This window comes from Kribbella sp. NBC_00359 (assembly GCF_036097425.1).
Taxonomy (GTDB): Bacteria; Actinomycetota; Actinomycetes; order Propionibacteriales; family Kribbellaceae; genus Kribbella.
Map to the genome: position 1 here is coordinate 2,554,709 of NZ_CP107975.1, position 25,656 is coordinate 2,580,364.

28 protein-coding genes are annotated in these 25,656 nt (G+C 68.7%); 13 read left to right on the top strand and 15 right to left on the bottom strand.

What is annotated here, in order from left to right; translation table 11 throughout:
* Positions 1-4 precede the first annotated feature (4 nt).
* A complete protein-coding gene (locus tag OG876_RS12515; RefSeq protein ID WP_328524990.1) occupies positions 5-1,246 on the top strand; it encodes a hypothetical protein in 1,242 nt (413 codons plus the stop codon).
* Here OG876_RS12515 and OG876_RS12520 read toward each other — a convergent pair.
* Both OG876_RS12520 and OG876_RS12525 read right to left on the bottom strand, forming a co-directional pair.
* A complete protein-coding gene (locus OG876_RS12520; RefSeq protein ID WP_328524991.1) occupies positions 1,243-3,306 on the bottom strand; it encodes a YhgE/Pip domain-containing protein in 2,064 nt (687 codons plus the stop codon). The genes OG876_RS12515 and OG876_RS12520 overlap by 4 nt on opposite strands.
* A complete protein-coding gene (locus OG876_RS12525; RefSeq protein ID WP_328524992.1) occupies positions 3,303-4,028 on the bottom strand; it encodes a hypothetical protein in 726 nt (241 codons plus the stop codon). Before OG876_RS12525 ends, OG876_RS12520 begins: the two co-directional genes overlap by 4 nt.
* 56 nt (positions 4,029-4,084) lie before the next feature.
* Here OG876_RS12525 and OG876_RS12530 point away from each other — a divergent pair, with 56 nt between their 5' ends.
* Positions 4,085-4,696, top strand: a complete 612-nt coding sequence (locus OG876_RS12530) for a TetR/AcrR family transcriptional regulator (RefSeq protein ID WP_328524993.1) — start codon at positions 4,085-4,087, stop codon at positions 4,694-4,696.
* Here the strand turns inward: OG876_RS12530 and OG876_RS12535 are convergent.
* Together OG876_RS12535 and OG876_RS12540 are read right to left on the bottom strand one after the other, a co-directional pair.
* The gene (locus tag OG876_RS12535; RefSeq protein ID WP_328524994.1) at positions 4,677-6,284 is read right to left on the bottom strand and encodes a molybdopterin-dependent oxidoreductase; all 1,608 of its coding nucleotides are present in this window, start codon (positions 6,282-6,284) and stop codon (positions 4,677-4,679) included. The genes OG876_RS12530 and OG876_RS12535 overlap by 20 nt on opposite strands.
* Before the next feature lie 101 nt (positions 6,285-6,385).
* Complete coding sequence (locus OG876_RS12540) at positions 6,386-6,853, bottom strand: MarR family winged helix-turn-helix transcriptional regulator (RefSeq protein ID WP_328524995.1); 468 nt, start codon at positions 6,851-6,853, stop codon at positions 6,386-6,388.
* Positions 6,854-7,142: 289 nt separating this feature from the next.
* Here OG876_RS12540 and OG876_RS12545 point away from each other — a divergent pair, with 289 nt between their 5' ends.
* From OG876_RS12545 to OG876_RS12555, 3 genes are read left to right on the top strand one after another with little or no spacing between them, the layout of a single operon-like run.
* Positions 7,143-7,979, top strand: a complete 837-nt coding sequence (locus tag OG876_RS12545; RefSeq protein ID WP_328524996.1) for a hypothetical protein — start codon at positions 7,143-7,145, stop codon at positions 7,977-7,979.
* Positions 7,979-9,265: a type IV secretion system protein gene (locus OG876_RS12550; RefSeq protein ID WP_328524997.1), complete on the top strand. Its 1,287-nt coding sequence runs from the start codon at positions 7,979-7,981 to the stop codon at positions 9,263-9,265. Before OG876_RS12545 ends, OG876_RS12550 begins: the two co-directional genes overlap by 1 nt.
* Before the next feature lie 33 nt (positions 9,266-9,298).
* Positions 9,299-10,090: a metallophosphoesterase family protein gene (locus OG876_RS12555; RefSeq protein WP_328524998.1), complete on the top strand. Its 792-nt coding sequence runs from the start codon at positions 9,299-9,301 to the stop codon at positions 10,088-10,090.
* 78 nt (positions 10,091-10,168) lie between these two features.
* On the opposite strand, the gene OG876_RS12560 is transcribed toward OG876_RS12555, so the two are convergent.
* The gene (locus tag OG876_RS12560; RefSeq protein ID WP_328524999.1) at positions 10,169-10,813 is read right to left on the bottom strand and encodes a GNAT family N-acetyltransferase; all 645 of its coding nucleotides are present in this window, start codon (positions 10,811-10,813) and stop codon (positions 10,169-10,171) included.
* A gap of 56 nt (positions 10,814-10,869) precedes the next feature.
* Here OG876_RS12560 and OG876_RS12565 point away from each other — a divergent pair, with 56 nt between their 5' ends.
* Positions 10,870-11,796, top strand: a complete 927-nt coding sequence (locus tag OG876_RS12565; protein ID WP_328525000.1) for a hydroxymethylglutaryl-CoA lyase — start codon at positions 10,870-10,872, stop codon at positions 11,794-11,796.
* 31 nt (positions 11,797-11,827) lie between these two features.
* Complete coding sequence (locus OG876_RS12570; RefSeq protein WP_328525001.1) at positions 11,828-12,673, top strand: helix-turn-helix transcriptional regulator; 846 nt, start codon at positions 11,828-11,830, stop codon at positions 12,671-12,673.
* On the opposite strand, the gene OG876_RS12575 is transcribed toward OG876_RS12570, so the two are convergent.
* Positions 12,665-13,051 (bottom strand): VOC family protein, encoded by a 387-nt coding sequence (locus tag OG876_RS12575; RefSeq protein WP_328525002.1) that lies wholly within the window; start codon positions 13,049-13,051, stop codon positions 12,665-12,667. The genes OG876_RS12570 and OG876_RS12575 overlap by 9 nt on opposite strands.
* A 48-nt stretch (positions 13,052-13,099) precedes the next feature.
* Entirely contained in the window at positions 13,100-13,795 is a 696-nt protein-coding gene (locus OG876_RS12580; protein WP_328525003.1) for an EcsC family protein, read from the bottom strand.
* 301 nt (positions 13,796-14,096) lie between these two features.
* On the opposite strand from OG876_RS12580, the gene aat reads away from it, so the two are divergent.
* Positions 14,097-14,762, top strand: coding sequence for a leucyl/phenylalanyl-tRNA--protein transferase (gene aat, locus OG876_RS12585; RefSeq protein ID WP_328525004.1), 666 nt, complete (start codon positions 14,097-14,099; stop codon positions 14,760-14,762).
* Between the two features lie 33 nt (positions 14,763-14,795).
* On the opposite strand, the gene OG876_RS12590 is transcribed toward aat, so the two are convergent.
* Positions 14,796-15,563: a TetR/AcrR family transcriptional regulator gene (locus OG876_RS12590; RefSeq protein WP_328525005.1), complete on the bottom strand. Its 768-nt coding sequence runs from the start codon at positions 15,561-15,563 to the stop codon at positions 14,796-14,798.
* Positions 15,564-15,675: 112 nt separating this feature from the next.
* On the opposite strand from OG876_RS12590, the gene OG876_RS12595 reads away from it, so the two are divergent.
* Entirely contained in the window at positions 15,676-16,149 is a 474-nt protein-coding gene (locus OG876_RS12595) for a nitroreductase family deazaflavin-dependent oxidoreductase (protein ID WP_328525006.1), read from the top strand.
* Positions 16,150-16,554: 405 nt separating this feature from the next.
* On the opposite strand, the gene OG876_RS12600 is transcribed toward OG876_RS12595, so the two are convergent.
* On the bottom strand, positions 16,555-17,559 hold the full coding sequence (locus OG876_RS12600; RefSeq protein WP_328525007.1) for a zinc-dependent alcohol dehydrogenase family protein: 1,005 nt from the start codon (positions 17,557-17,559) through the stop codon (positions 16,555-16,557).
* 198 nt (positions 17,560-17,757) lie between these two features.
* Here OG876_RS12600 and OG876_RS12605 point away from each other — a divergent pair, with 198 nt between their 5' ends.
* Positions 17,758-18,831, top strand: coding sequence for an adenosine deaminase (locus OG876_RS12605; protein ID WP_328525008.1), 1,074 nt, complete (start codon positions 17,758-17,760; stop codon positions 18,829-18,831).
* A 24-nt stretch (positions 18,832-18,855) separates the two neighbouring features.
* On the opposite strand, the gene OG876_RS12610 is transcribed toward OG876_RS12605, so the two are convergent.
* From OG876_RS12610 to OG876_RS12630, 5 genes are all read right to left on the bottom strand, one after another.
* Positions 18,856-19,674 (bottom strand): ABC transporter permease, encoded by an 819-nt coding sequence (locus tag OG876_RS12610; protein ID WP_328525009.1) that lies wholly within the window; start codon positions 19,672-19,674, stop codon positions 18,856-18,858.
* Positions 19,674-20,663, bottom strand: coding sequence for an ATP-binding cassette domain-containing protein (locus tag OG876_RS12615; RefSeq protein ID WP_328525010.1), 990 nt, complete (start codon positions 20,661-20,663; stop codon positions 19,674-19,676). Before OG876_RS12615 ends, OG876_RS12610 begins: the two co-directional genes overlap by 1 nt.
* Before the next feature lie 145 nt (positions 20,664-20,808).
* Entirely contained in the window at positions 20,809-21,504 is a 696-nt protein-coding gene (locus tag OG876_RS12620) for a PadR family transcriptional regulator (RefSeq protein WP_328525011.1), read from the bottom strand.
* A gap of 269 nt (positions 21,505-21,773) precedes the next feature.
* Complete coding sequence (locus tag OG876_RS12625) at positions 21,774-22,190, bottom strand: GNAT family N-acetyltransferase (RefSeq protein ID WP_328525012.1); 417 nt, start codon at positions 22,188-22,190, stop codon at positions 21,774-21,776.
* Positions 22,190-23,143: a GlxA family transcriptional regulator gene (locus OG876_RS12630; protein ID WP_328525013.1), complete on the bottom strand. Its 954-nt coding sequence runs from the start codon at positions 23,141-23,143 to the stop codon at positions 22,190-22,192. The genes OG876_RS12625 and OG876_RS12630 overlap by 1 nt, the downstream gene beginning before the upstream one ends.
* Positions 23,144-23,225: 82 nt before the next feature.
* Here OG876_RS12630 and OG876_RS12635 point away from each other — a divergent pair, with 82 nt between their 5' ends.
* The 3 genes from OG876_RS12635 (at position 23,226) to OG876_RS12645 (ending at position 25,435) form a co-directional block, all read left to right on the top strand.
* Entirely contained in the window at positions 23,226-23,492 is a 267-nt protein-coding gene (locus OG876_RS12635; protein ID WP_328525014.1) for a hypothetical protein, read from the top strand.
* A 119-nt stretch (positions 23,493-23,611) separates the two neighbouring features.
* Positions 23,612-24,565, top strand: a complete 954-nt coding sequence (locus tag OG876_RS12640; protein ID WP_328525015.1) for a DUF6528 family protein — start codon at positions 23,612-23,614, stop codon at positions 24,563-24,565.
* A gap of 42 nt (positions 24,566-24,607) precedes the next feature.
* The gene (locus OG876_RS12645) at positions 24,608-25,435 is read left to right on the top strand and encodes a class I SAM-dependent methyltransferase (protein ID WP_328525016.1); all 828 of its coding nucleotides are present in this window, start codon (positions 24,608-24,610) and stop codon (positions 25,433-25,435) included.
* Here OG876_RS12645 and OG876_RS12650 read toward each other — a convergent pair.
* Positions 25,429-25,569 carry a hypothetical protein gene (locus OG876_RS12650; RefSeq protein ID WP_328525017.1) on the bottom strand — a complete coding sequence of 47 codons (141 nt, stop codon included), beginning with the start codon at positions 25,567-25,569 and terminating at the stop codon, positions 25,429-25,431. The two genes, OG876_RS12645 and OG876_RS12650, sit on opposite strands and share 7 nt — an antisense overlap.
* Positions 25,570-25,656: the final 87 nt, after the last annotated feature.

Here is a 25,656-nt window from a genome sequence, read left to right on the forward strand (position 1 = left end):
CGACGTGACCGAACTCCTCTTGGCCGCGACATCCCTGGACGTCACCCCACCTCCGGGCCACCGACTGGACGGCTATGCCGCCCGCACCGATCTCGCGACCGGGGCCGCGGATCCACTCCGGGCCACGATCATCTGGCTGAGTACGGCGAGCGACCCCGGCGTACTGTGGCTCACCCTGGACGCGATTGCCGTCAGCAAGGACCTGACCACCGAAATGGCCGTCGCCGTGAGCGCCGCGGCGGGCATCCCGGCGTCGCACGTGGTGGTGTCCGCCTCGCATACGCACTCAGGTCCGTCCGGGTGGACCGGTGAGATCCATCCGGTCATCCCGGCCGAGCGCGAGCAGGACCTGGTCGACAGGTTGACGTCCACGGTCCGAGCGGTGTGTCTCGCGCGCCAGCCGGTGACGGCGTCGTGGCGGTCGGTCGAGGTGATCGGGGTCGGGACCAATCGGCACCGTCGCGGCGGTCCGCACGACAACACCGCCGGCATTCTCGCGCTGCACTCGCCGGAGGGGTCGCTCGAGGCGGTTCTGCTGGACTTCGCCTGCCATCCGACTACCTATGGTCCGGAAAACCTGCGGTATTCCGCCGATTTCCCGGGCGCCGCCCGCGCCGCGCTCGCTCCCGCGGTGGTCGGGTTTCTGCAGGGTGCGGCCGGTGATGTGAGTCCGCGCTTCACTCGTCAGGGTCGCGGAGCCGCCGAGGTCGCCCGGCTCGGCGGTCTGCTCGCCTCACGGGTCCGCGAAGCGCTGGCCGGGCCTGGCCTGGAGCTACCCCAGTCGGCACCGGCAATTCGCCGTACGACGCTGGACCTCAAGGTGCGCGAGATCCCGTCGGCCGCCGAGGCAGCCCGACTCGTCGTCGCGGCCGAGGGCCGGGCCAGCGGCCAGGACGACCCCTCCGGCCGGATCGCCCAGACCCGCCTCGACGGCGCCCGCGGGCAAGCGCTGATGGCAGCCGTCCCGTTACCGGACTCCTTCGAGTTGCCCATCAGCGTCGTGACGATGGGCGACGTCTGCTGGGTCAACCTCCCCGTCGAACTCTTCGCCGTCCACGGCGCCGGCCTGCAAGCCGACAGCACCCACCCCGTCACCCGCGTCGTCGGCTACACCGACGGCTACTACGGCTACGTCGTAGACTCCTCTGCCGCCGAATCCGGCGCCTACGAAGCCCTCATCACCTACTTCGACCAACCCACCACCACCCAACTCCTCTCCCGCACCACAGCCTTCATGAACAACTAGAGCGCAAGTTCTGGTTGGAGTTTTTTGGCGGGCCAGATGCGTTGTTTGCGGGCGGCCAGGGTTGATGCGGCGAGGGCTGCGGCGAACCAAGCCAGTAGGGCCAGGAGGTCGCGGCCGAGGGAGGTGCCGGGGCCGCCGTACATGAGGTGGCGGACGCCGTCGATGGCGTAGCTCATCGGGAGGGCGTGATGGAAGAAGTAGAGCGGCGCGGGGATGGTCTGCCACGGGAACGTGCCGCCGGCGCTGACCAGCTGGACCACCATCAGGACCAGACCGAGGAACTTGCCGACCGCGCCGAACCACGCGGACAGCGCATGCAGGATCGCCACGAACGTGAACGACGTGAGGATCAGGAACCCGACGGTCAGCCACGGATGCGCCGCGTGGATGCCGAGGCCGAGGGTGACCGCGGTGAAGACGAGCGTCGCCTGGATCGCGCCGAAGAGGGCCGGGGGCAACCAACCGCCCAGCGCGACCCGGAACGGCGACTGCAGCGCCGCCAGCGCCCGCGGTGACAGCGGCCGGACCAGCAGGAAGAGCACGTACGCCCCGATCCAGCAGGCCAGGCTGAGGAAGAACGGAGCCAGACCGGCGCCATAGCTGTCGGCCGTCGCCTGTGAAACGTTCTGCAGGGTCACCGGCGCGCCGAGCGTCTCGGCCACCGCCTTGCGCTGGTCAGCGGACGGGTTGGGGATCTGCTTGAGGCCGTTGGCCAGTCCGGTGTTCAGCTGAGTCGCACCGGTCTTCAACTTGGTGACTCCAGTGGCCAAGCTGTTCACACCGGTCAGCAACTGCCCTTGTCCGACCACCGCCTGCTTCTCACCGGTCGCGAGTTGCTGTGCGCCGGTCTGCAGGCTGGTGAGGCCGGTCTTGAGTTGCCCCGCGCCGGAGTCCAGTTGCTGTGCGCCGTTGGCGGCCGTACTGATGCCACTGGTCAGCGCCGGCGTCGCCTTGGCCAGCGCGGCCGCGCCGTTCGAGACTTTGCGGGCTCCGGTGGCCAACTGGTTGAGCTGCTTGGACGTCGACTGGACTTTGGTGTTCGCCCGTACGACGGGCTCACGCAGCTTCGCCGTCTCGGTCAGGACCTCGTTGATCTGGTGCTGGCTGAAACCGCGGGCCTTGAGCCGCGCAGCCAATCCGGAATCGAGCGTGCTCAGGTCCTTCACCAGCGTGCTCGACGCGGTCGCGGCCTGGCGCCCGGCGGTCGCGATCTTCTCGTTGCCGTCGGCCACTTGATCGGCGCCGGCGGCCAGAGTCTTGGTCTGCTTCGGCAGCGTCGCCGACTTCCGCTCGAGAGTGCTCAGACCGTTGTCCAGCTTGGTCGCACCGGCCGCAAGTGACGTCGCGCCCTGCGAGGCCTGAGTGGTGCCGGCCGCCAGCTTGGTCGCGCCGGCGGAAAGCTGCTTCTGTGCGGTGTTGAGCTGGGTCGCGCCGGTCTGGAGCTTGATCACGCCCGTCGCCGCCGACGTCAGTCCGGTCTGGAGCTGAGCAGCACCGGCAGCCGCGTGGCCGATCTGCGTGTGGATCGTGTTGTACCCGGCCAGCAATTGGCTCGCCGCCGTCTCGCTCACCTGCGACGCGACGGTCTTGGTCACCTGCGCGACCACCTGGTTCGCGATGGTGTGGGCGATGTAGTTGTTGGCGTCGTTGGTCAGCAGCTCGAGCTCCGCCTGCCGCGGCGTGAACTCGGCGCTCGACGCGAGGTCAGCGGAGAACGACTTCGGCAGCACGAGCGCGAACTCGTACTTCCCGTCCGACACTCCCGCCGTCGCCTCCGCCCGGTCGACGCGATGCCAGTCGAAGCTCTTCGACTTCACGAGTTCGTCCGCGACCTGCGGTCCGACGTTCAGCTTCTCCCCGGTGGCGAGCGTCGTCCCCGCGTCCTCCACCACGACCGCGGTGGGGATCTTGTCGAGGCGCCCGTACGGGTCGTGGTTGGCGTAGAGGTAGAGACCGCCGTACAGCACCGGCACGAGCAGCAGGGCGACCACAGCCAGCTTGGGCAACCGCCCCGCGGTGAGCCTCCGCAACTCGCTCAAGGCCATCCTGATCGCGGTCACGCGTTCGTCTCCTCTTCCACTGGTACGACGTCTCCCGGCGTCGGGTCCTCGATCGGTGCGAGGGGTTCGATCGGTGCGATGGGTGCGATCTGCACCGGGTCCGGCTGGTCGGTCGAGCCGAGCCGGGCGGCCGCCACCCCCAGCAGCCGTGCCGACGCCTCGGCGCACGTGATGATCACGCCGTACCCGCGGGACGCCAGGTCGCGACCGAGCGCATACCACTCGTGCGGATTTCCGCCGTGCCGATCCGGCATCGTCAGAATGACCAGCTTCACGTCCGGCCGCGCGACGGTCAGTTCGGCGAGCAGGCTGGTCCGTACGGCGACCGGCAGGTGCTCGAACCGCTTGTCCGCATGCTCCGCCGCGTCATGCTCGTTCAGCCACTCCAGCGCGGCCCTCCGGCCGGCCTTGCGACCGGCGATCGCCAGCTCCTCGCCCACGACGGTCTGAGTGGGCAGGGCGTCGTCCGGCTCGGTGATACCGGGTGCGTCGACCACGGCGACCCGCCGACGCAGCAGCGCCGCGTCCGCCTTGCCGTCGAGGCGAACCGAGCCGGTGTCGGTCTTGAGACGACCCGACAGCCCGAGTGCGGCCGCGACGTGACCCGGACCGGGGTAGCCCGCCAGCAGCACCAGCTGATGATCGGCGACCCGCACCGACGTCGTGGTCAGCATCGGCGCGTGTGGACCGCGCACGCTGATCCCATTGGCCTCGAGCTGCATCCCAGTTCCCCGTTCAATACGGTTGTGTATTCAATACAGAACTGTATCCTACTCGTATGGAACCACCCAAACGCCGTCGCTCCGCCACCCGGGCCCGTCTGCTCGACGGCGCCCTCGAAGTCCTCGCCGAGCGCGGATTCCACGGAGCCTCGGTGGAGGACATCTGCGACCGGGCCGGGTTCACGCGCGGCGCCTTCTACTCGAACTTCGCGTCCAAGGACGAGTTGGTCATCGCGTTGTTCCAGGCAACCACCGACCGCCTGCTCGAGCAGATCGCCGCGCTGCTGCCCGAGCTCGCGAATCAGCCGGGCACGCTGCTGGACGCCGTGCTCGGTCTGCTCGACGAGGCCTCGCCGGACCAGCGGCAGTGGCATCTGATCTCGACCGAGTTCACCCTGCACGCGCTGCGGCATCCGGAGGCGGCGCGGGCGTTGAACCGCCAGCGGGCGATGTTCCGGGACAGCCTGACGAAACTGGTCGAGGAGATTTCCGCGGCCAGTGGGCTGACGTTCAGCGTGCCGCCGGAGCAGTTCGTCCGGCTGGTGATCGCGTTGCATGAGGGCGCACGCTCACAGAGCCTGCTGGAGCCTCGGAAGGTGCCGGCGGGTTCGCTCGAGCACACGTTCCTTCCCATGGTGCTGACTGCGGTCAGTCGACCTTCACGCTGACGGTGTGCAGGCCGGTCGAGCCGTTCGGAGCCGGCGGCGCCGACGCCTCGATCTGAGGGTTGCCCTTGTCGTCGAACGCCCGTACCTGCAACAGATGCGTGCCATGCGGCGCGTTCCAGGTCCAGTGCCACTGCCGCCAGGTGTCGATCGACGCGTCCGTCGCCAGCGTCGCTTGTTGCCAAGGGCCCCCATCAACGCGCACCTCGACCTTGGACACGCCGACGTGCTGGTCCCACGCGACCCCGGCCACGGTCACCGGGCCTGCGGTCACCTTCTTGCCGAACGGTACGTCGATCCGCGACGACAACTTGATCGGGCCGAGCTCCGACCACCCACGCGGCGTCCAGTACGCCTCGAACTGGTCGAACCGGGTCACCTCGATGTCCACCAGCCACTTCGTCGCCGACACATAGCCATACAGCCCGGGTACGACGATCCGCACCGGGAAACCGTGCTCGACCGGCAGCGGCTGACCGTTCATCGCGAACGCGAGCATCGCCTGCCGATCGTCGAGCAGCGTGCTGAGCGGCGTACCGGCGGTGAATCCGTCCTTCGATGTCGACTTGATCGCGTCGGCGTCCTTGGACGGTCCGGCTTCCTGCAGAAGGTCCTTGAGGAGTACGCCGGACCAGAGCGCGTTGCCGATCAGGTCACCGCCGACCTCGTTGCTCACACAGGTCAGCGTCACCCACTTATGCAGCACCTGGCGCTTGAGCAGGTCGTCGAACGTCAGCTGGATCTCCTTGCCGACCATGCCGTGGATGCGCAGCTTCCAGTCCGTCGGCAGGATCTGCGGCACCGAGAGGGCGGTGTCGATGCGATAGAAGTCGTCGTTCGGCGTGGCCCACGGGGTGGCGCCGTCGGCTTGCACGCCGGCGGGCGGAGCGAGGGTCGGCGGCTGGGGCAGCTTCAGGCTCTTCCGCGCGTCCGCGACGGCCGCACGATTTCCGCTGACCACTCGGCCCAGCAGTCCGACGGCCGCCGACCCGAGCGCGACCCCGGCCGACAACTGCAGGAACCCCCGGCGGGTGACGCCGTCATCGGGGAAGTCGATCAGTGGCTCGAGTCGCTTGCTGAACAGCCGCAGGATCAGCAACGCCGTGATCCCGGCGACCGCCGACGGCAGGAACCCGGTCTGCCCGGAGTCCGCCCGGGTCGTCGCCGCGATCACGGCCAGCCCGGTCAGTACGACGGTGATCAGTGCGCCGGCCCAATAGCGCCGTACGGCGAGAACGCCGCCGATTGCGGCCAGTGCGAGGACGACGATCAGGATGCCGACCCGCAGCGCGGTCTTGTCGTTGGTGCCGAACCACGAGATGGCGAGATCCTTCAGCCACGGCGGCGTCCGGTCGATGAACGCCGACCCGATCGCGACCACCGGTGTCTGCGAGGTGCCGAGGAGACCCGCCGCCACACTCCCCGCCGCCAGTCCGGCCAACGCCGCCAGCACGCCGGCGACAGCGCCTCGCCACCGCGTCGCATGCCGCCCCCGGCTCAGCTCCTGCCCGGTCGGCGGGCCACCGTCTCCGGGTCCGCCGGTACGTCGGCTGGGAGTGTCCGTGCGCACCTGACCGGTTGGTTGCTTCACCTCTCAACCATTACGCGCCGGGGCGCCCGACACCAGCCGAGCGCCCCAACCGTTAGTAGCGGGTAATGCTTTGTATCGGATTTTCAGGTTGTCGCTGTGGTTCAGATCCGGTCGGGTGAGATCGGCCCCAGGCCCGGGCGGCCGTTCGGCCAGCGGCGGGCGTTGTCCCGGACCCGGCGGAGCTTGCCGAGCACGAGGTCCCGCTCGTCGGCCAGCTGGGACATCCAGAGGCTGTCGATCTCGAGGAGGTGGTCCGGCAGTGCTTCGCGCAACCGCCGCTTCCCCTCGTCGGTCAGCACCGCGAACGAGCCGCGGGCGTCGTCGGGACACGGCTCCCGGCGCACCAGGCCGAGATTCTCGGCGCGGTCCACCAGCCGGGTGATGCCGCCGGTGGTGACGGTCAACTCCCGGGCGAGGGACGTGAGACGCTGCCTCTCCCCGTGGCTGCGGGCGAGCCGCAGCAACAGTTCGAACATTGCCATTTGCAGTCCACTGCGCTTCAGGGAGTGCCGCATCAGATGATCCAGCTCGGCCGCCGCTTCACGCAGCAGGCCATAGGCCGAGATCACATCGCTTTCCCAAGGTTCCGAGGCGCGAGTGGGGTCTGCATCGGCGAGCGCTAGGGGCGAGCAAAGCGAAGGCGCGATGGTCATGCGCGGACTCTATTAGCTGACTAGGTCACTTCGCTACACGGGGTGACCTTTCGGCTACAGACCGACCGTCAACCGCAACCACCTGAGCGTAACCACGAACCTGCCTTGACCACTTCGCGGGGCCTGTGGATAACTTCCGCGGCGGTCGGGCGATTTTTGCCAGCCTTGGTCCGTGAGGTTCGCAGCCAACAGATCGGGGAGCACGATGAGCGAGACCGAAGAAGACAAGTCGCCGTTCGGCCCGGGGTTCGTCGCCGCGTGCATCGTGGTCGGAGCGATCCTGCTCTGCGGCGTGGTCCTGCTCGTCACCGGCCCGAGCTCCGGGAGCACTTCAGCGGCTGCGAGCACGGCCGGTTCGGTCGCTGTATCGGCCGGCGCGACCGCACCCGTGGCAGGCAGTCCCGCATCCCCCGGCAATCCCGCACCCCCTGGCAGTCCTGCATCCCCCGGCCGGCCTGCGACCTCTGACGCCGGTGCGACCACCGGTCAACCCGCTGCCGCCGGGAGCTCCTGCAGCCTCGCCGACGGCGATCAGGCGATCCCTACCAAGGCCCCGGCCGCCGATGGCTGGGAAGTGAGCCGCCGGGTCGTCGTGCCTCGCTCGTCGACGTACGGCCCCGCCAGGACCGACCCCGACGGCTTCCGGCACTGCTTCGCCCACTCACCGACCGGCGCCCTGTACGCCGCCTACAACGCGATCGCCGCCGTCGCCGACGAACGTCAGGCGATCCCGACCGTTCGCAAGCTCATGCTCCCCGGAGCCGCTACCGACGCGCTGATCCGCGAGCTGGGCCACGACGACACGGCCGGCGGGTCGGCCGCCACGCAGCTCGCCGGCTACCGCCTCATCGACGCCGGCCCCGACCGGGTCACCGTGATGCTGGCCATCCCCGTCGAGTCGGCGTACATGAGTGCGACCCTGACCCTGGTCTGGCACGACGGCGACTGGCGCCTCCAACCACCACCCCCGAGCGAACCCGTCGGCGCCCCCTTCGCCCAGCACCGCGACCTGTCCGACTTCGTCCCCTGGAGCGGTGTCTGATGTGCGGAAAAGTAGACATCGGCTGCCACATCCACGAAGGCTTCCAGTCGATCGCGACCAGCGCCCTCGACCAAATGAAGGAGGGCACCAACGAGGCGGCGCTGAGCACCTTGCACTCGTTGGCGACCTTCTGGATCCGGCCTGGGTCCCCGGCCCTGGCTGATGACAAGACCTGGACGGACAGCCAGACAGTCGGCTTCATGCACGACAGGCTGCTGTGGCTCACCGGTGTGGTCTTCCTCGTCGCCGTACTGATCGCAGGTATGCGGACCGCCTGGGAACAACGCGCCAGGCCTCTCCAGGAGCTGCTCAAGGCGACGCTGATCTTCGTCGCTGTAGGTGCTGCGGGCACCGCGGTTCTGCAGTTGCTGACGACCTTTTCGGACGAGTTCGCGGTGGACATCATCCACCAGGCAGGCGCGGATCCGTCGCTCGAGACCGCCTTCGGCGGCGAGGTCGACAAGCACGGCGACCTGGTCCATGGTCTCGTTGCCCAGAATGTGCCGACGCTACTGGCCATTTCCTTGTACGGATCGGTGATCATCGCGTCGCTGATCCAGATTGTCCTGATGATGGTGCGCTCGGCGATGCTGGTGCTGCTCGCAGGGACCTTCCCTCTCGCGGCTGCCGCGACCAGTACCGAGATCGGCCGGAACTGGTTCAAGAAGTACTGCAGCTGGTCGCTGGCGTTCATCGCCTACAAGCCGGCGGCCGCACTCATCTATGCAGCGGCTCTGCAGTTGAGCAAGAGCAACCTGCTCGCCTCCGGCGACAGCGTGATCCAGGCCATGACCGGGATGATGATGCTCCTGCTCGCGATCTTCGCGCTCCCGGCACTGCTCCGCTTCGTCGTGCCGGTCACTGCGGCGGTCGCCGGCGGGAGCGCCGGGATGGGCAGCGCGGTGGCCGATCCTGGCGGTCTTGCCACCGGCGCCATCAACGTCGGCCGCTCCGGCTTCGGCGGTGGGTCGGGCGGCGGTGGGGGATCCGCGTCCGGGGGCGGCGGCGCGTCCGGCGCGAAGGCAGTCGGTGCAGCGGCCGGTGCCACTGCCGGAGCTGCCGGTGTGGCCCTCGGTGCCGCCCGCAAAGTCGGCGGGAGTGTTGCCGGGGCGGCCGCACACTCGGCCGGTGAGGCGGGAGGCGGCTCGATCACACCGTCCTCCGCGTCCGGTCCGATGGCCCGCGGCTCACGGTCGCGGCCGCCGAAGTCCACTTCCCGAAGCCAATCCAGCTCCGCGGCACAGGAGCGTGTTCCCGAGCCGACCGGCCCCAGCGGGAGCCGGTAATGCGTTGTCGGTGGGGTGTGGTGGGGTGACAGGATGCGGCATATGGGGCTGGACCGGATTGCGCTGATTTCGGATGTGCATGGGAATCTGACCGCGCTGGAGGCGGTGCTCGCGGATATCGAGGGGCGGGGGATCGAGCGGATCTTCAACCTCGGCGACTATGTCGGGAAGGGACCGCGCGGGCAGGCGGTGGTGGATCGGTGCCGCGAGGTCTGCGAGGTGAACATCCTCGGCAACTGGGACGACTTCCTGCCGGATCCTGATCGCGAGCACGACAGCGAAGGTCTGCGGTGGTGGAAGAAGGAACTGCGTGAGGATCAGTGGGCCTGGCTGCGCGGGCTTCCCTTCTGCCATGACTTCCTGCTGAGCGGCCGCCAGATCCGGCTCTTCCACGCGTCGTCGACGAGTGTTCACCGGCGGGTCCGGTTCGATCACGACGAGGCGGAGTACGTCGGGATGTTCGAGAACACGCCGGCCACCGGAGACGGCCCGATCCCGACCGTGGTCGGGTATGCCGACACCCACGATCCGTTCTACGAGGTCGACCTCGGCCGGACCTTGTTCAACATCGGCTCGGTCGGCAACAGCCTGGAGGATCCGACCCCGGTCTACGCGATCCTCGAGGGCGTCCCGGACGCACACGATCCGGCGCCGTTCTCGATCCAGTTCGTCCGCATCCCGTACGATGCCCACGCCGAACTCGAGATCGCCCGCGACCTCGGCATGCCCGAACTCGACGGCTACGAAGCCGAGATCATCCGCGGCCTCTACCGCGGCAACTTCTACGCCGACGAGCCGCACACCTACCATCGCCGTACGGCGTGACGCCCGGTTTCCCCAGGTTTGTCCACAGGTGTGGACTAGGTGCCGTCAGCAACAATCCGCCAGGTGTTCACGGAGCGGTCACTTGACCAGCAGCGCTTCGGAGCCTACGGGTTTGTAGCCCGCGGCCAGGAACGTCCGGAACGAGGCCGCGTTGCCTGGCGTGACCTGCGCCCAGATGTGTGCGTCCGCCGGGATGAGCGCACGGGCGGCTGACGCGAGCCGGCGTCCGTGGCCTTTGCCGCGGGATTCTTCGGGTACTTCGATCGCACACTCGAGGCGGCCGGCCAGACCTCGCCCGGTGAGCACGAGTCCGCCGTACTGGTCGCCGTACACCCGGACGTCGTCGCGGTAGCGCCACGCGCGCTCGACGCGAGGGTGGTCGTGATTGGTGAGTTCGGTCACACCTGTGGTGGCCGCGACCCGATCGGCCGGGTCTTTGAGCGCCGGCGCGAGCAGCATCGCGTCGATCGCGTTCACCCGGCGGCCGGTGAACTCCTCGAGGGCCGAGAGGAACGGCGGATTGGTCGGCGCGGAGAGGTCGCCGGCCGGGACGCGTTCGGCCACCCACGCGGGGTCGACGTCCGCGGCGATCACGATGTGCCCGGTCAGCGCGACGACGCAGGTCTCGCGCGGCGACGGCGCCGGTACGACGGTGACGCCGAGATCCGGGGCGGGGAAGACGCCACGTTCGATGCCGCGCAGAATGTCAGCCAGAGTTGTCATCACGAGCCATTGTCGCGGAGATCCCGTGTCAGGCTCAGACGCACGGAGGCGGCACGATGCGGAAACCGCAACTGGTGAAGGCCGACGGCCTGCCCGACCGGGTGACGATCTACGAGGTCGGACCACGGGACGGGCTGCAGAACGAGTCGGCCATCGTCGACGTCGCGGTGAAGGCCGAGTTCATCCGGCGGTTGATCGACGCCGGCCTGACGACGATCGAGACGACGAGCTTCGTGCACCCGAAGTGGGTCCCGCAGCTCGCGGACGCCGCCGAACTGCTCGACCAACTCGACCTGCCGGCGGGCGTGCGAGCCCCGGTTCTGGTGCCGAACGAACGCGGCCTGGACCGCGCTCTCGCCGCCGGTGTCCGCGAGGTCGCGATCTTCGCCAGCGCGACCGAGACCTTCGCGGCGAAGAACCTGAACTCCACGCTCGACGACCAGTTCGCGATGTTCACCCCGACGATCCAGCGCGCGCTGGCCGAAGGGCTGACGGTCCGCGGCTACGTGTCGATGTGTTACGGCGACCCGTGGGAGGGCGTCGTACCGATCGATCAGGTGGTGAAGGTCGGCGCGCGGCTGGTCGACCTCGGCTGCCACGAGCTGTCCCTCGGCGACACGATCGGCGTCGCGACGCCCGGCCAGGTGACCGCACTGATGACGGCCTTCGGCTCCGCCGGGATCGGGGTCGACAAGTTGGCTGTGCACTTCCACGACACCTACGGCCAGGCTCTCGCCAACACCCTCACCGCGCTCCGCGAAGGCGTCACTACGGTCGACAGCTCCGCCGGTGGCCTCGGCGGCTGCCCGTACGCCGAGAGCGCAACCGGCAACCTCGCCACCGAAGACCTCCTCTGGCAGCTCGACGGCCTCGGCATCGAGACCGGCGTCGACCTGGAGAAGCTCGTCACCACCAGCGTCTGGATGGCCGACCAGCTAGGCAAGCCGTCCCCTAGCCGAGTGGTGCAAGCTCTCGCCGGCTGAAACTGTCGGCGGTGGCCGACATGATGGTGGCGTGAGTACTCACCGGGCTGAGCTCGGGGAATTCCTGAAGGCGCGGCGCGCGCGGGTGTCCCCCGAGGATGTCGGCCTGCCCGCCGGCGGGAGGCGTCGTACGCCGGGGTTGCGGCGGGAGGAGTTGGCTCAGCTCGCTGGGGTCGGCGTGACCTGGTACACCTGGCTCGAGCAGGGGCGACCGATCAACGCGAGCGGTCAGGTGCTGGATGCGGTTGCCGCGACGCTGCGGCTCAACTCGATCGAGCGCGAGCATCTCTACCGTCTGGCCGAGGCGACGCCGGTGCGACCACCTCGGGCGACGGTCTGCGCGAACGAGAACGTCTTCGCCGAGATCCTCGACACACTCGATCCGTTGCCCGCGGTGATCACCAACACCCGGTTCGACATCGTGCGTACGAACGCGGCGTTCAGCGACCTCTTCCACGACTGGCACCAACTGCCCTGCATCCACAAGAACCTGCTGTGGTGCATCGTCACCGAGCCGAACGCCCGGCAGCAGTTGCTGAACTACGAGACCGAGCTCCCGTACCTCGTCGGCCGGCTGCGATCGGCGTACGGCGAACACCTCGGCGACCCGGATTGGGAGACGGACCTGGAGCGGCTGCAGGCGCTCAGTCCTGAGTTCGCCCAGCTGTGGTCACGGCACGAGGTCGCCGCCTGCACGCCGCGGCCGCGGCACGTGATCCACCCGGCCGCGGGCGAGCTCCACTTCACGGTCACCGAGTTCGCGTTGCCCGCGCATCCGGATCTGATCCTGTTTGTCGAGACGCCCGCGGATGAGGAGACCCGGACTCGTCTTCCGTTGACGCGGCGCAGCCTGGAGCGGGCCGAAGCGTCAGCGTGATTCGGGTGGGCCACTCGGCGTACGCCACGTGGTCAAGCAGAACGGGTGACCGGCCGGGTCGAGGAAGACGCGGAAGACGGACGGCTGCGGCTGGAAGGCAGTTGGCGTCCCGCCGGCCGCGATCACTCGCGCCTGCTCCGCGTCCAGATCCTCGGCCATGAAATCCAGGTGGGTCTGCTGCGGTACGCGCGGGTCCGGCCACGTCGGCGCGCGGTAGTTGAGGTCACGCTGGAAGCCGAGGCTGAAGGTGTCGAACCTCAGCTCCACGAACGCCTCGTTGACGACCGCCAGCTCACCGCCGGCCACCCGCTGGTAGAACTCGGCCAGCGGCAGCGGGTCCGGGCAGTCCAGCATTGGTCCCCAGAACGGCGCTACCACGCGGCCATCACCCTTCCACAGCCGTCACCGCGCGCCGGCGTACGGCGATCACGGCTCGATCGGGCGCCGGATCCGGCGGACCAGGCTCTTGTCGGCGTACTGACCGACGCGGTACGTCGACCAGCCGTCGACGCAGCCGCCGACCGCGCCGCCGAGCAGCGGAACCCGGCGGGTGACGGTGAGGGCCATCTTCTTGCCGCTGATCCGGGCGATCAGTTCGCCGACCACCTCGCCGGAGATCTGGCGATCCAGCTCCGGGTCGAACACCGGCGCGGTCGCGATCGCCATCGGCGACGACACCAGACTGGACTTCTTCAGCCGGTCGGCGATGCCCTCCTCGCCGAGCAGGCAGGTGATGACCGCCGTGCGGACGCGCGGGTCGTCCAGGTCGTAGCCGCGCAGGTGCGCGATCGCGGCGACCATCCGCGCCTGGACGATCGCGATGCCGGTCAGGTTCGCGGGCAGCGCGACCGGGAGGGTAATGAGGCCGCCGAGGCCGGTGGCGAAGCCCTGCACGCCGGCCAGCCGGATGTGCTGGTCGATCACCGCGTCGATGGCGAGCTGCGGGTCGCCGCCGCACCGGGCCAGCTTGCTCTCCGCGATCCGCTCGGCGCCGGGGAATCGCTGGTACCCGTCGATCGCGACTTCGAGAATCTGGCGCAGCACACCCGCCGCGGCCTGCGGGGCGAACCGCTGCGCGGCGGGCGCAAGACTGCTGGCGACGAACCTGGCTACTCCGGCCACGGTGCTCCTTCCCGCCCTCCCCCGCGTCCGGAAGCCTGGGCGTGCTTCAACTCTACGTGCCTTCCGGTACCCCGCCACTCGGGAGAAACCCCGGGTGTCCCCTACCTCTTCGTGTGTCCCCTCGACCGCGGAGTGTGCCGTCGACCGCGCAGCGTCGCCTCGGCCCCGAGGTGGTCCCTCGGCCGCAGGTGTCGCCGCCACCGCGTGGTGTCGCCGTGCTGCCGCCTTGCCCCGGGTGGTCCGTCGAGCTCGGGGTGTCCCCTCGGCGGTGGAGTGCTGGGGGGTGGTCCAGGATGGGGGTGTGCCTGTCGAGCCTGCTGCTTCTGTGTGGGAGTTTCCGCCGGTCGGGGTTGCCGGGGCGAGCGACGTGGTCGCGGGTGGTGCCGACCTGGCGCCGGGGACCGTGCTGGCGGCGTACCGGCGGGGTCTGTTCCCGATGCCAGACCACCGCGCCTCGCTGCTGTGGTGGTCGCCGGTCGATCGCGGGGTGATCGAGGTGGCCGGGTACCGGCCGTCGCGATCGGTGCGGCGGGCCCGGAGCAAGTTCGAGATCCGGGTGAACACGGCGTTCGACCAGGTCATCCGCGCGTGTGCCGATCCGCGCCGGCCCGGGTCCTGGATCGACCGGGACATCATCGCGTCGTACACCGAACTCCACCGGCTCGGCTGGGTGCACTCGGTCGAGGCCTGGGACGGCGACGAGCTCGCGGGCGGTCTGTACGGCGTGTCGATCGGCGGGCTGTTCGCCGGGGAGTCGATGTTCCACCACAAAACCGATGGTTCGAAGGCTGCTGTCGCCGGTCTGATCGAGCTGCTGGATGACGAGTACGCCGCCGAGCGCGTGCTCGACATCCAATGGGTCACCGACCACCTGGCCACCCTCGGCGCGGTCTCGATCCCGCGCGAAGACTACGTCCGCCGGGTCGCGCGCGCCATCGACCTCCCGCTTCCGAAGGCGTTCAGCTGACACCCGCCGCGGCCGCGGCGGGCAGGAAGGTCGTCAACTGACACCGACGAAGGCGGCCATCTGCCGGGTCGCCGAGGCGAAGAACTCGTCCGCCGGGTCCATCGATCCGACGAGCTGACCGAACAACTCGAAGTTGATCATCCCGAACAACTGCGTCCAGACGATCACCATCCGGAGCAGCACGCTGGGCGGCACACCAGGCGCCAACCCGACCAGCACGGCCACCTGGCCGGCGAGTACGCCGTCCGGCTCAGGAGCATCGTCGAGCGGCGCCAGCCGGCCCTCCGCATGCGCTTGCTGGAGAATCCCGAGCATCAGGATGGGCACCCGGATGGCGGGCTGAACCGTCGTCTGCGGTGCCTGATACCCCAGCACCGGCGACCCGTAGATCAGGGCGTACTGCTGTGGATTCGACCGGGCCCAGTCCCGAACAGCGCTGAACACGGCCACCCAGGTCTGCAACGGATCCCACGACCCCGGGGGCGGCGCCAGCCCTCCGTCCGGCGGCTCCGCGTCCGGGGTCGCCCCGCCGACTGCGAACGACGCTCCCGACTTGATCGCCGCTGCTTCGGCCGCTTCGCCGAGAGCGTCGTACGCGTCGATGATCAGCACTGTCAGCAAGTCGTCGCGGCTCGGGAAGTAGCGGTAGAGCGCCGACGACACCATCCCGAGCTCCCGGGAGACCGCCCGCAGCGACAGCCCTTCCGCCCCGACCGTTGCGAGCTGCCGCCGGGCGACCGCCTTGATCTCGTCGGTCAGCTCGGCCCGGGCTCTCTCGCGTGCGGTGCGTCCAGCGTTCATGAACCCAGTCTGCCACAGATTCGAGAGCAGTGCTCTTGACAAGGAGCACTGCTTCCGTGTTCACTGATCTCAACAGAGAGCACCGCTCTCGAAACGAAGAAAGGGCACGACGATGCCGGAGTACAAGCAGACCTACGACAGCAAGCGCGTGATCACCGCGGCCGAGGGCAGCATGCGGGTCTTCAACCGGATCGTCGCCCGCATGACCAAGCTCGGCCTGAGCCTGATGGGCAGCCGGGTCCTCTCGGTCCGCGGCCGCAAGTCCGGCGAGTGGCGCAGTACGCCGGTCAACCTCCTGGTCCTCGACGGCGAGCGCTACCTGGTCGCCCCCCGCGGTCACACCCAGTGGGTGAAGAACCTCCGCGCCACCAAGGACGCCCGCCTCCAACTCGGCCGCAAGGTCGAAACCTTCCGCGCCGAGGAGATCGCCGACGCCGACAAGACCCCGATGCTCCGTCTGTACCTCAAGAAGTGGGCTTGGGAGGTCGGCACCTTCTTCGGCGGCGACGTCGACAAGAACTCCCCCGACGAGGTCCTCCACCACATCGCCCCCGGCGTCCCCGTCTTCCGAATCCACGCCATCTAGTCACCCGACCCACCTGCTGAACCGCGCCGACCCAAGCAGTTGTCGCCTCAGCGCGGACGCCGATCGCGACCGAGGGCGACCGGCGTGATGGTCTCGACCGGCCGCCCCGGCCGCCCCCGCACCCGGCCGCCCCCGCACCCGGCCGCCCCGCGACGCCCCTGGGGCGGATGCGAGTCGCTCCGCGCGGTGGATGTGAGCCGGGTCGGGCGGGCGGACGCGGGCTGGGTTGGACGGGACGCGGGTTGAGCTGGGGGGGTGTGGCCGAGCCCGGGTGGCTGCGGGGCGAGCCAGGGGAGGATGGCCGAGCCCCGCGGTGGATGCAGGCCTGCGGCCTGAGTGAACTGTCACTCGACTCGCGAGTCGCCAGCTGCTGGGGTCCGTCCGGCTGGAGTTGGGGGGTGAGGGTCAGGCGGCGTGGGAGATGACGATTTTGCCGAAGCCGCCGCCGTTGGCGTAGTAGGCGAAGGCAGCGGGGGTTTGGTCGAAGGGGAAGACCCGGTCGATGACGGGGTGCAGGTCGGCTGCGGCGATGGCCTTGTTCATTGCCTGGAAGTGGGCGCGGTGGCCCAGCGCGATCGGGCGGAGGGTGACGGAGGATGTGAAGAGGAGGCGGGCGTCGATCGGGTCGGCGCCGCCCAGTGAGCCGACGAAGGCGACCTCGCCGCCGGTCGCAGTAGCGCGCAGCGACTCGTTCAGAGTGCCGGCCACATCCACCACGTGGTCGACGCCGCGGTCGTCGGTCAGTTCACGGACCTGCTTCGCCCAGTCAGGCGTGGTGGTGTGGTTGATAACGGCGTCGGCACCGAGCTCGGTCAGGCGCGCGGCCTTCTCGTCAGTGCCGGCGGTCGCGATCACTCGAGCACCGAGCAGCTTGGCGAACTGCACCGCGAACAGCGACACACCACCCGAACCCAGGGTCAGGACTCGCTCGCCAGGCACCAGCCCCTGCCCGCCGACCAGCGCGTTCCACGCGGTGACTGCCACACACGGCAGCGTCGCCGCCTCTTCGTACGTGAGGTGATCGGGGATCGGTAGGACGCCTTCCTGGTCGAGTACGGCGTACTCCGTCAGCAGACCGTTGAGCGACCCGCCCAGCTGGTCGGCGCGAGCGAGGTCGAAGCGCCCGTCGAACCACCGCTGGAACACAACGCCCATCACGCGATCCCCAACCTGGAAACGGTCGACCTCGCCGCCCACCTCGACCACCTCACCAGCCCCGTCGGACGCGGCGATGATGTCGTCGGCGACCGGAAGCGGATAGCGGCCGCGCAGGATGTTCAGCTCACGCGAGCTGAGCGAGTTCGCCCGCATCCGCACCAGCACCTCGGTCGGCCCGGGCTCCGGCACGGGATGTTCACGCAACCGCAAACTCTCGAGGCCGCCGCCGTACTGAATGTGATAGCTCTTCATCGTTTCCACCCCCCAACGGTGCGTCCACCCCCCACCCACCCTCAATTCCCACCCGGGAATCGCCGCGACTTCCGAACGCCGGCTTGAGCTGGCCCTCGTGGCGATGCAAGGTGCAACGCCGCGTTGCACAAATCCGGCCAGGCGACGCGAAGGCTCGGATGTCCTTGAGGTTGGCGGGGTGCCTGCGAAGATGGCGGGATGATTACGCCTGAGCAGCTCAATGCGGCGCCGAAGGTTCTTTTGCATGACCATTTGGATGGTGGGTTGCGGGCGGGGACCGTTGTGGAGTTGGCGCGGGAGATCGGGCATCGGTTGCCGCGGGGGGATGCGGGGGAACTGGCCGAGTGGTTCGTCGAGTCGGCGGATTCGGGGTCGTTGGAGCGGTATCTGGAGACGTTCGATCACACAGTGGCGGTGATGCAGAACGCGGAGGCGATCACGCGGGTCGCCAGTGAGTGTGTGCAGGATCTGGCCGCGGATGGAGTCGTGTACGCCGAGGTGCGGTACGCGCCGGAGCAGCATCTGACTGCCGGGTTGACGCTCGAGCAGGTGGTGGAAGCAGTCCGCGAAGGGTTCGAGCACGGGATGGCGACCGCGGATCGGCCGATCGTGGCTCGGCAGTTGCTGACGGCGATGCGGCACAAGGCCCGGTCGATGGAGATCGCGGAGCTGGCGGTCGCGTACCGCGACGTGGGCGTGGTCGGGTTCGACATCGCCGGCGCAGAGGCCGGGTACCCGCCCACCCGCCACCTGGACGCGTTCGAGTACCTGCAGCGCGAGAACGCGCACTTCACCATCCACGCCGGCGAGGCGTTCGGTCTGCCGTCGATCTGGCAGGCGATCCAGTGGTGTGGCGCCGACCGGCTGGGTCACGGCGTACGGATCATCGACGACATCACGTACGACGAGGCTGGGGAGAAGGCCGAGCTCGGGCTACTGGCGGCGTACGTCCGGGACCGGCGGATCCCGCTGGAGATGTGCCCGAGCTCCAACCTGCAGACCGGCGCCGCCGAGTCGATCGCCGACCACCCGATCGGCGTGCTCGCCAAGCTGCGCTTCCGGGTCACGGTGAACACGGACAACCGGTTGATGAGTGGTACGTCGATGAGCCGGGAGCTGGCGTTGCTCGCGGAAGCCTTCGATTACAGCCTCCACGACTTCCGCTGGTTCGCCATCAACGCGATGAAGTCCGCCTTCATCCCCTTCGACCAACGCCTCGCCCTGATCGACAACGTCATCAAGCCCTGGTACGCCGAAGCCCTCGCCGGCTGAATCCGGCGAGGGCCCGACAGTGGCTCAGACCGAGCGCTGATAGGTGCGGAAGGCGCGGGTCGAGGCCCAGCCGACGACGAGCGTGAACGCGAGCAGGTAGGCGCTGTGCCGGACGACCGACGACCAATCCGGGTCGGCGGACAGGGCTTGGCGGGCGGCGATGGCAGCCCAGTCGACCGGGTTGTAGCGAGCCGCCACGTTGACCCAGTGCGGCGCCACCGCCGGGTCGATCATGATCGACGACATGAAGGTCAGCGGCAGCGAGACGAACTGCGAGATCCCGATCAGCGCCTCCTGCTGCCGGGTCAGCAGCGCGACCGCGTTGGACAGCGAGCCGAACGCGATCCCGACCAGCATCGACACCCCGATCGTCACCAGGTAGCCGGCCGCGCCGCCGTGGTACCGCGCGCCGGCGGCGATGCCGATCGCGAACACCAGGACGGTCTGGATCAGCGTCGTGGTCGCGTTGCTGATCAACTGCCCGGCCATCAGCGCGCCCCGGCTGACCGGCGACGCGAGCAACCGGTCCATCACCCCGCGCTCCATGTCGGCGATGAACGTCGTACCGTTCCAGCCGCTCGTCATCAGCGCGGTCATCATCACGATGCCGGGCGTGAGGAAGGCGATGTACGACGAGTCGCTGAAGCCCGGGATGTTCACCACGCCCTTGAAGAGCTGGCCGAACAGCAGCAGCCAGATCGCCGGCTGGATCAGGGTGAACGCGATCAGAGCCGGCTGCCGGTACGACGCCCGCAGCCAACGGCCCGTGATGAAGCGAGTGTGCGCAAGAAATCCGGTACGGCGCTGGGCCGCAACCGGACGCGTTGCCGTCAGAGTGGCCATCACGCGGCCTCCCTTTCCAGCGAGGCTTCCCGGAACGAGCGGCCGGTATAGCGCAGGTACACGTCGTCCAGCGACGGCCGCGACACAGTCACCGCGGTGACCGGAACCGCCTTGTCCTCAAGGGCTCCCAGTACGGCGGGAACCGCGGTCGCACCGTGGTCGACCCGGAGTCGCAGCACGTTGCCCTCGACAACGATCGCGCCGATGCCGGACAGCTGTCCGAGCAGCGTGCGGACGCTGCCGTCGAGGTCCGGATCGACCAATTCGACGTGCACCGAGTCGCCGCGGAGCTCTGCCTTCAAGGCCTCCGGGGTGCCCTCGGCAACGATCTTGCCGTGGTCGACGATGGCGAGTTGACCGGCCAGCCGGTCCGCCTCCTCCAGGTAGTGCGTCGTGAGCAGCACGGTCAGGCCTTCCGCGCCGGACAGCCGGCTGACCTCGTTCCACAGGTCGGCGCGCGCCTCCGGGTCGAGGCCGGTGGTCGGCTCGTCGAGGAACAGCACCCGCGGCCGGTGGACCAGGCCGAGCGCCACGTCGAGCTTGCGCTGCATGCCACCGGAGTAGGTCTTGACCTGGCGATCGCCGGCCTCGGTCAGGTCGAACCGCTCCAGCAACTCGGTGGCGCGCCGCACCGCTGATGGCCGCGACAGGCCGTAGATCCGGCCGCTGAGGACGAGGTTCTCCATGCCGGTCGCCATCGGGTCGGAGCTGGACTTCTGCGGCACGTAGCCGATCGAGCGTCGTACCTGGTCCTGGCGGCCGACCACGTCGTACCCCGCGACGCGCGCCCGGCCGGAGTCGGCCCGGGAGAGCGTGGTGAGGATCTTGACGGTGGTGGACTTGCCGGCGCCGTTCGGGCCGAGCAGGCCGAGGACGACGCCGTCGGGAACGCTGAACGTGAGTCCGTCGAGCGCGCGGAGCGGTGGTTTCTTCCGGCCGGCCGGGTACGTCTTGACCAGGTCGACCGCTTCGAGGGCATGCGTAGCCATCAGGTGACTCCCTTTGTGGGTGCTGGGAGCCGGTCCGGCCTGGCCTATCCTGTGATTGCGCCTTGGGTGCCAGGTCTTCGGACCGACTCGAGGAACCGCGGCCCTTGACCCTGGTGTTGCCGCACCGTGGTCGAGGGCCGTTTATTCAGTGGGCTTCCGGTGGGATCGCCTTCATCCAGGCGAAGTCCGTGCCGAAGTACTTGACCGGATCCTTCAGTTGCTCGGTCGGGGTGATGCCGTCCTCCTCGAAGTGTTTCCAGGCCAGCCGCCAGAACGCGGAGCCGCCGAGAGCGTCCGAGCGGATCTCCGCGGCGAGCTGGTGAACGTACGCCGACTCGGCCTCGAGCAGCTTCAGCCGGAACTCGGACTCGATCCAGAAGATGCGCGGGAACTCCACGGAATCCATCTGGTCGTGCAGCTCGGTCAGCTCCCGGATCTCGGCGTCGATCGTCGTCAGGCGCTGGTCGAGGAGTTCGAGCACGCGGTCGGGTGGCAGGCCGGGCAGGTAGGCCAGGCCGGCCTCGAGCGGGTGGAACTCGCGGGTCGGCGTCCCGATCAGCTCGGTCAGCCAGTCGGAGAACTCGGCCTGGCCGGCCGCGGTGATCTGGTACACCGTGCGCTCCGGTCGGTTGCCCTCCCGGACCGTCTCCAGCGCCTCGATGAAGCCGTGCTTCTCCAGGGCCCCGACGACGGAGTAGAGCGAGCCGTAGTTCACCTTGATGCTCTGGTCCTTGCCGCGGGCCCGGAGCATCGTCGAGATCTCGTACGGGTGCATCGGCCGCTCGCCCAGACTCCCGAGCACGGCGAACGCCAGGGGGTTCCCCACCTTGCGCTTCGCCACGACAGACCCCCCTCGATCTCAAGTACTCGATATCGAGTATTCGAGGATGAGTATCCGATGTCAAGTAGATCGGGCAGAACGGTCGACGGATCGGACACCATTCTGGCGAGCGCGGAGGAGGGTCCGGTCGTCTCGACAGGACGTATACGCCTACTGTCCGGCGAGTGCGCCAGCTGCCAAGCGTGTGAAGACGTCCGGTCGCCGGCAGTGGGCGTATACGTCCTGTCGAGCTGCACCTGCCAGCTCGCCGACCGAGCAGCAATGGGTCATCAGAGTGGCTTGACCCAGCGGGACCATTCGGGCTGGGGTGCGTACCCGGCGGTTGACCAGACGCGGTGGGCCTGGCTGTTGTCGTCGAGGACCATCGCGTCGGCGCGGGTCCCGCCGTACGCCGTGAATCGGGCCTCGGCCCGTGCGACCAGTTCGCGGCCGATGCCCTGGCGGCGATGGGTCGGCGCGACGGCGAGTCGGTAGAGATGACAGCGCCAGCCGTCCCAGCCGACGATGATCGAGCCGACGACCATATCGTTGTCGACGGCAAGGATCAGCGCCTCCGGATCGCGCGCGATCAGCCGCAGTACGGCGTCGGCCGAGTCCGGCGGGCGGTGCGAGTCCTCAGCGGCGGTGGCCCAGAACTTCATCACGTCATCGGCATCGGCCGCGACGGCGTTGCGGTAGGCGACCATCAGCTGGCGGTCTGGAACGTGCGGCGATAGTCCTGTGGTGGCACGCCCACCACCCTACGGAAGTGATGCCGTAGCAGAGCCGCCGTCCCGAATCCCGACTCGGTCGCGATCTGCTCGATACCCATCCGGGTCTGCTCGAGGAGCGTCCGGGCGCGCAGGACGCGCTGCGTGGTGACCCACTTCACCGGCGTCGTCCCCGTCTCGGCGACGAACCGCCGGGCGAAGGTTCGCTCCGACATCTGCGCCCGCCGGGCGAGCGCGGGCACGGTGTGCTCGATGGTCAGGTTGTCGACCATCCAGTCGCGCACCGGCTGCAGGCTCTCCCCGGACGACTCCGGCACTGGGACCTCGACGTACTGCCGCTGACCGCCGTCGCGCTGCGGCGGGACCACCATCCGGCGGGCGATCCGGGTCGCGACCGCGCTGCCGAGCTCGCGGCGGACCAGGTGCAGGCAGGCGTCGATGCCGGCCGCGGTGCCGGCGCTCGTGATGATGTTGCCGTCGTCGACGAACAGCACGTCCGCGTCCAGCTTGGCCAGGGGGAACTGCTCCTGGAACAGCTTCTCGTAGCGCCAGTGCGTCGTGCACGGCCGACCGTCCAGCAGACCCGCCTTGCCGAGCACGAACGCGCCCGAGCAGACCGTCAGCAGGATCGCCCCGCGGGCCGCCGCCTGGCGGAGTGCGTCGAGGATGCGCTCGTCGTACTCCTCCCGCCAGGTCGTCGCCGGCAGTGCGACCAGGTCGGCGTCCTCGAGCTCCTCCAGCCCGTACGGCGCGATCACCGAGGAGTGACTGCTACTCCGCAGTGGCTCACCGGGCTTGGTCGAACACACTTTGAAGTCGAACTCGGGCACACCGTCGTCGGTCCGGTCGATTCCGAACACCTCTGACACCACGCCGAACTCGAACATGGCGACGTCCTCCATCAGGACGACCGCGATCTTTCGGAGCATGCAGCCAGTATGGCAGTAATTTGTGGAAGTATGTCAATAGTGCCAATGGTGGCTGGATCTAGTTGGTAGCATGATTACTGCCATGACCGGATACATCGTTCTCGCAGTACTCGTGCTGGCCGTGATCGCGGCTCTGGAGATCAGCAACAAGCGCCACTCCACCGGTCTGACCGGTGCGGAGGGCACGTGGATCGCTGACGACCGCGACCTGGCCCGGACCAAGCTCGACCTGCTCGCCCTCGGTGGCGCAGCCGAGCCCTTCAACCACAAGCCCGCCTCGACCGCGGGGACCGTGCACGCGATCCGTCGCGCTCGCCTCACCACCCACCACGGCCGCCACGCGGCCTGAGTCATACCAAGACCGCCCGGGGTTCCTGCCCCGGGCGGTCTCCTTTGGGGAGGGAACCCCGGGACCGTCGGTGGCGTCAGTACCGACTGAAAGGGCTTACCAACCTGAGGAGGATCTGAATGCACCGGAGGACGTTCCTGCAGGGGCTGGCCGCGGCGGCCGTAGGCGCGCCGGCGATCACGCTACTGGGGCAGCAGGGCGCACAGGCGGCGGTGGCAGCGAACTACTACGTCGCGACTACCGAGCAGACCAAGAACAAGGTCCTCGTCTTCCCCAAGAACAAGGCGTTCTCGGACGCTAATGTGCACTGGAGCTTCAGCCCTGGCGGCGGAGCCTGGTCGAACCTGTCCGACGTGAAGATCCGCGAGACCGCGGCGCAGGGCTGGATCGCGCTGATGGCCGCGTCCGGCGGCAAGGCCGGGATCGTGAACATCGGCAGTGAGAAGAACACCGAGCTGAACGACGTGGCCTGGAGTGCGACGCCGGGCGGGAATCCGCACGCGATCGAGCGGGTGCCGGGGAACGGCTCGGTGATCGTGGCCAGCTCCGACGGCAAGCTCACGCTGTACGCGCCGAGCAGTGTCGGCAGCCTCGGCAGTCTGGCCAAGGTGCAGACCGTGGATTACCCAGGTGCGCACGGTGTGCTGTGGGACCCGACGTACGAGCTGCTCTGGGTGGTGGGGAAGAACCGGTTCAGCCACTACGCCGTGATGGGCAGCAAGCGGAACACCCGGCTCAAGTACGCCGCCCACTTCAGCTTGGGCAGTGGAAACCTGGGCCACGACCTGCAGCCGGACTACACCAACCACCAGAAGATGCTGATCACGTCGACCAAGGGTGTGTACGAGCTGCTGACCGACGGCGGGTCGTTCCGGACCCGGAAGATCTCGTCGGAGTCGCGGGTGAAGTCGTACGTGAAGCATTCCTCCGGCGAGGTCGTCTCGATCCGCGGGGATGGCACGCAGCCGAGGGACTGGGCGAACAAGACGGTCCGCTTCTCCGCCTCGCCGGACCGGACCCGGTCGGGGGCGCAGTTCTACAAGGCGCGGATCTGGACCACGGCGTTCCAGTAAATCCGTTCTGAGCCGCGGTCGCGGTGTGCGACAGTTCGAACCGTGACCGACTACCGGGATGTGAATCGGGCCAGCTGGGACGAGCGGGTTCCGGCGCATGTGGCGTCGCCGGACTACCGGGTGGCGTCGTTCGAGCAGGATCCGTCGTACCTCAGCGGGGTGGTCCGGTTCGATATCCCTCGGCTGGGCGACATCGCCGGGCTGCGCGGGGTGCACCTGCAGTGCCACATCGGCACTGACACGGTGTCCCTCGCGCGGCTGGGGGCGCGGATGAGCGGCCTCGACTTCTCGGCGCCCGCGGTCGAGCAGGCGCAGTCGCTGGCCGATCGACTCGGGCTGACCGCGGACTTCCACGTGGCTGATGTGTACGACGCGGTCGAGGTGCTCGGCGCGTCGTCGTACGACCTGGTCTACACCGGGATCGGCGCGCTGTGCTGGCTCCCCGACATCCGGCGCTGGGCGGGCACGGTCGCCGGACTGCTCAAGCCCGGTGGGCGGCTCTTCGTCCGCGAGGGCCACCCGATGCTGTGGGCACTGGCCGGTGAAGGCCTCGAGGAGCCCGTGCTGAGGCACCCGTACTTCGAGACGCCCGAGCCGATCGTCTGGGACGAGGGCGGGACGTACGTCGAAACCGACGCGGTGTTCACCGTGAACCTGACGCACGAGTGGAACCACGGCCTGGCCGAGATCATCACCGCGGTCCAGGGCGCCGGGCTGACGTTCGACTCACTCACCGAGCACGACAGTGCGCCCTGGAACGCCCTGCCCGGCCTGATGACCGAGGACGCCGCGGGCGAGTGGCGGCTGACGGAGCATCCGAATCGTCTCGCCGCCACCTACACCCTGCAGGCGCACAAACCCGCTCAGTGAGCGCGCTTCTGCTGAACCTTCTGGAAGGCTTCCTTGATCTTCTGCTGGTTCTCCGGCTTGCTCAGCTCACGCTGCGCGACCTGCACCAGCTTGGCGACGACGGCACCCTTCACCAGCGTCTTCACGAATCCCATGGGGGACCTCCCTGCTCTGTTGCCACCGACGGTAGCCGCCTGGGCCAACCCGCTTCCATAGGTGGTTCCCCCCGGAACCCCGGAAAG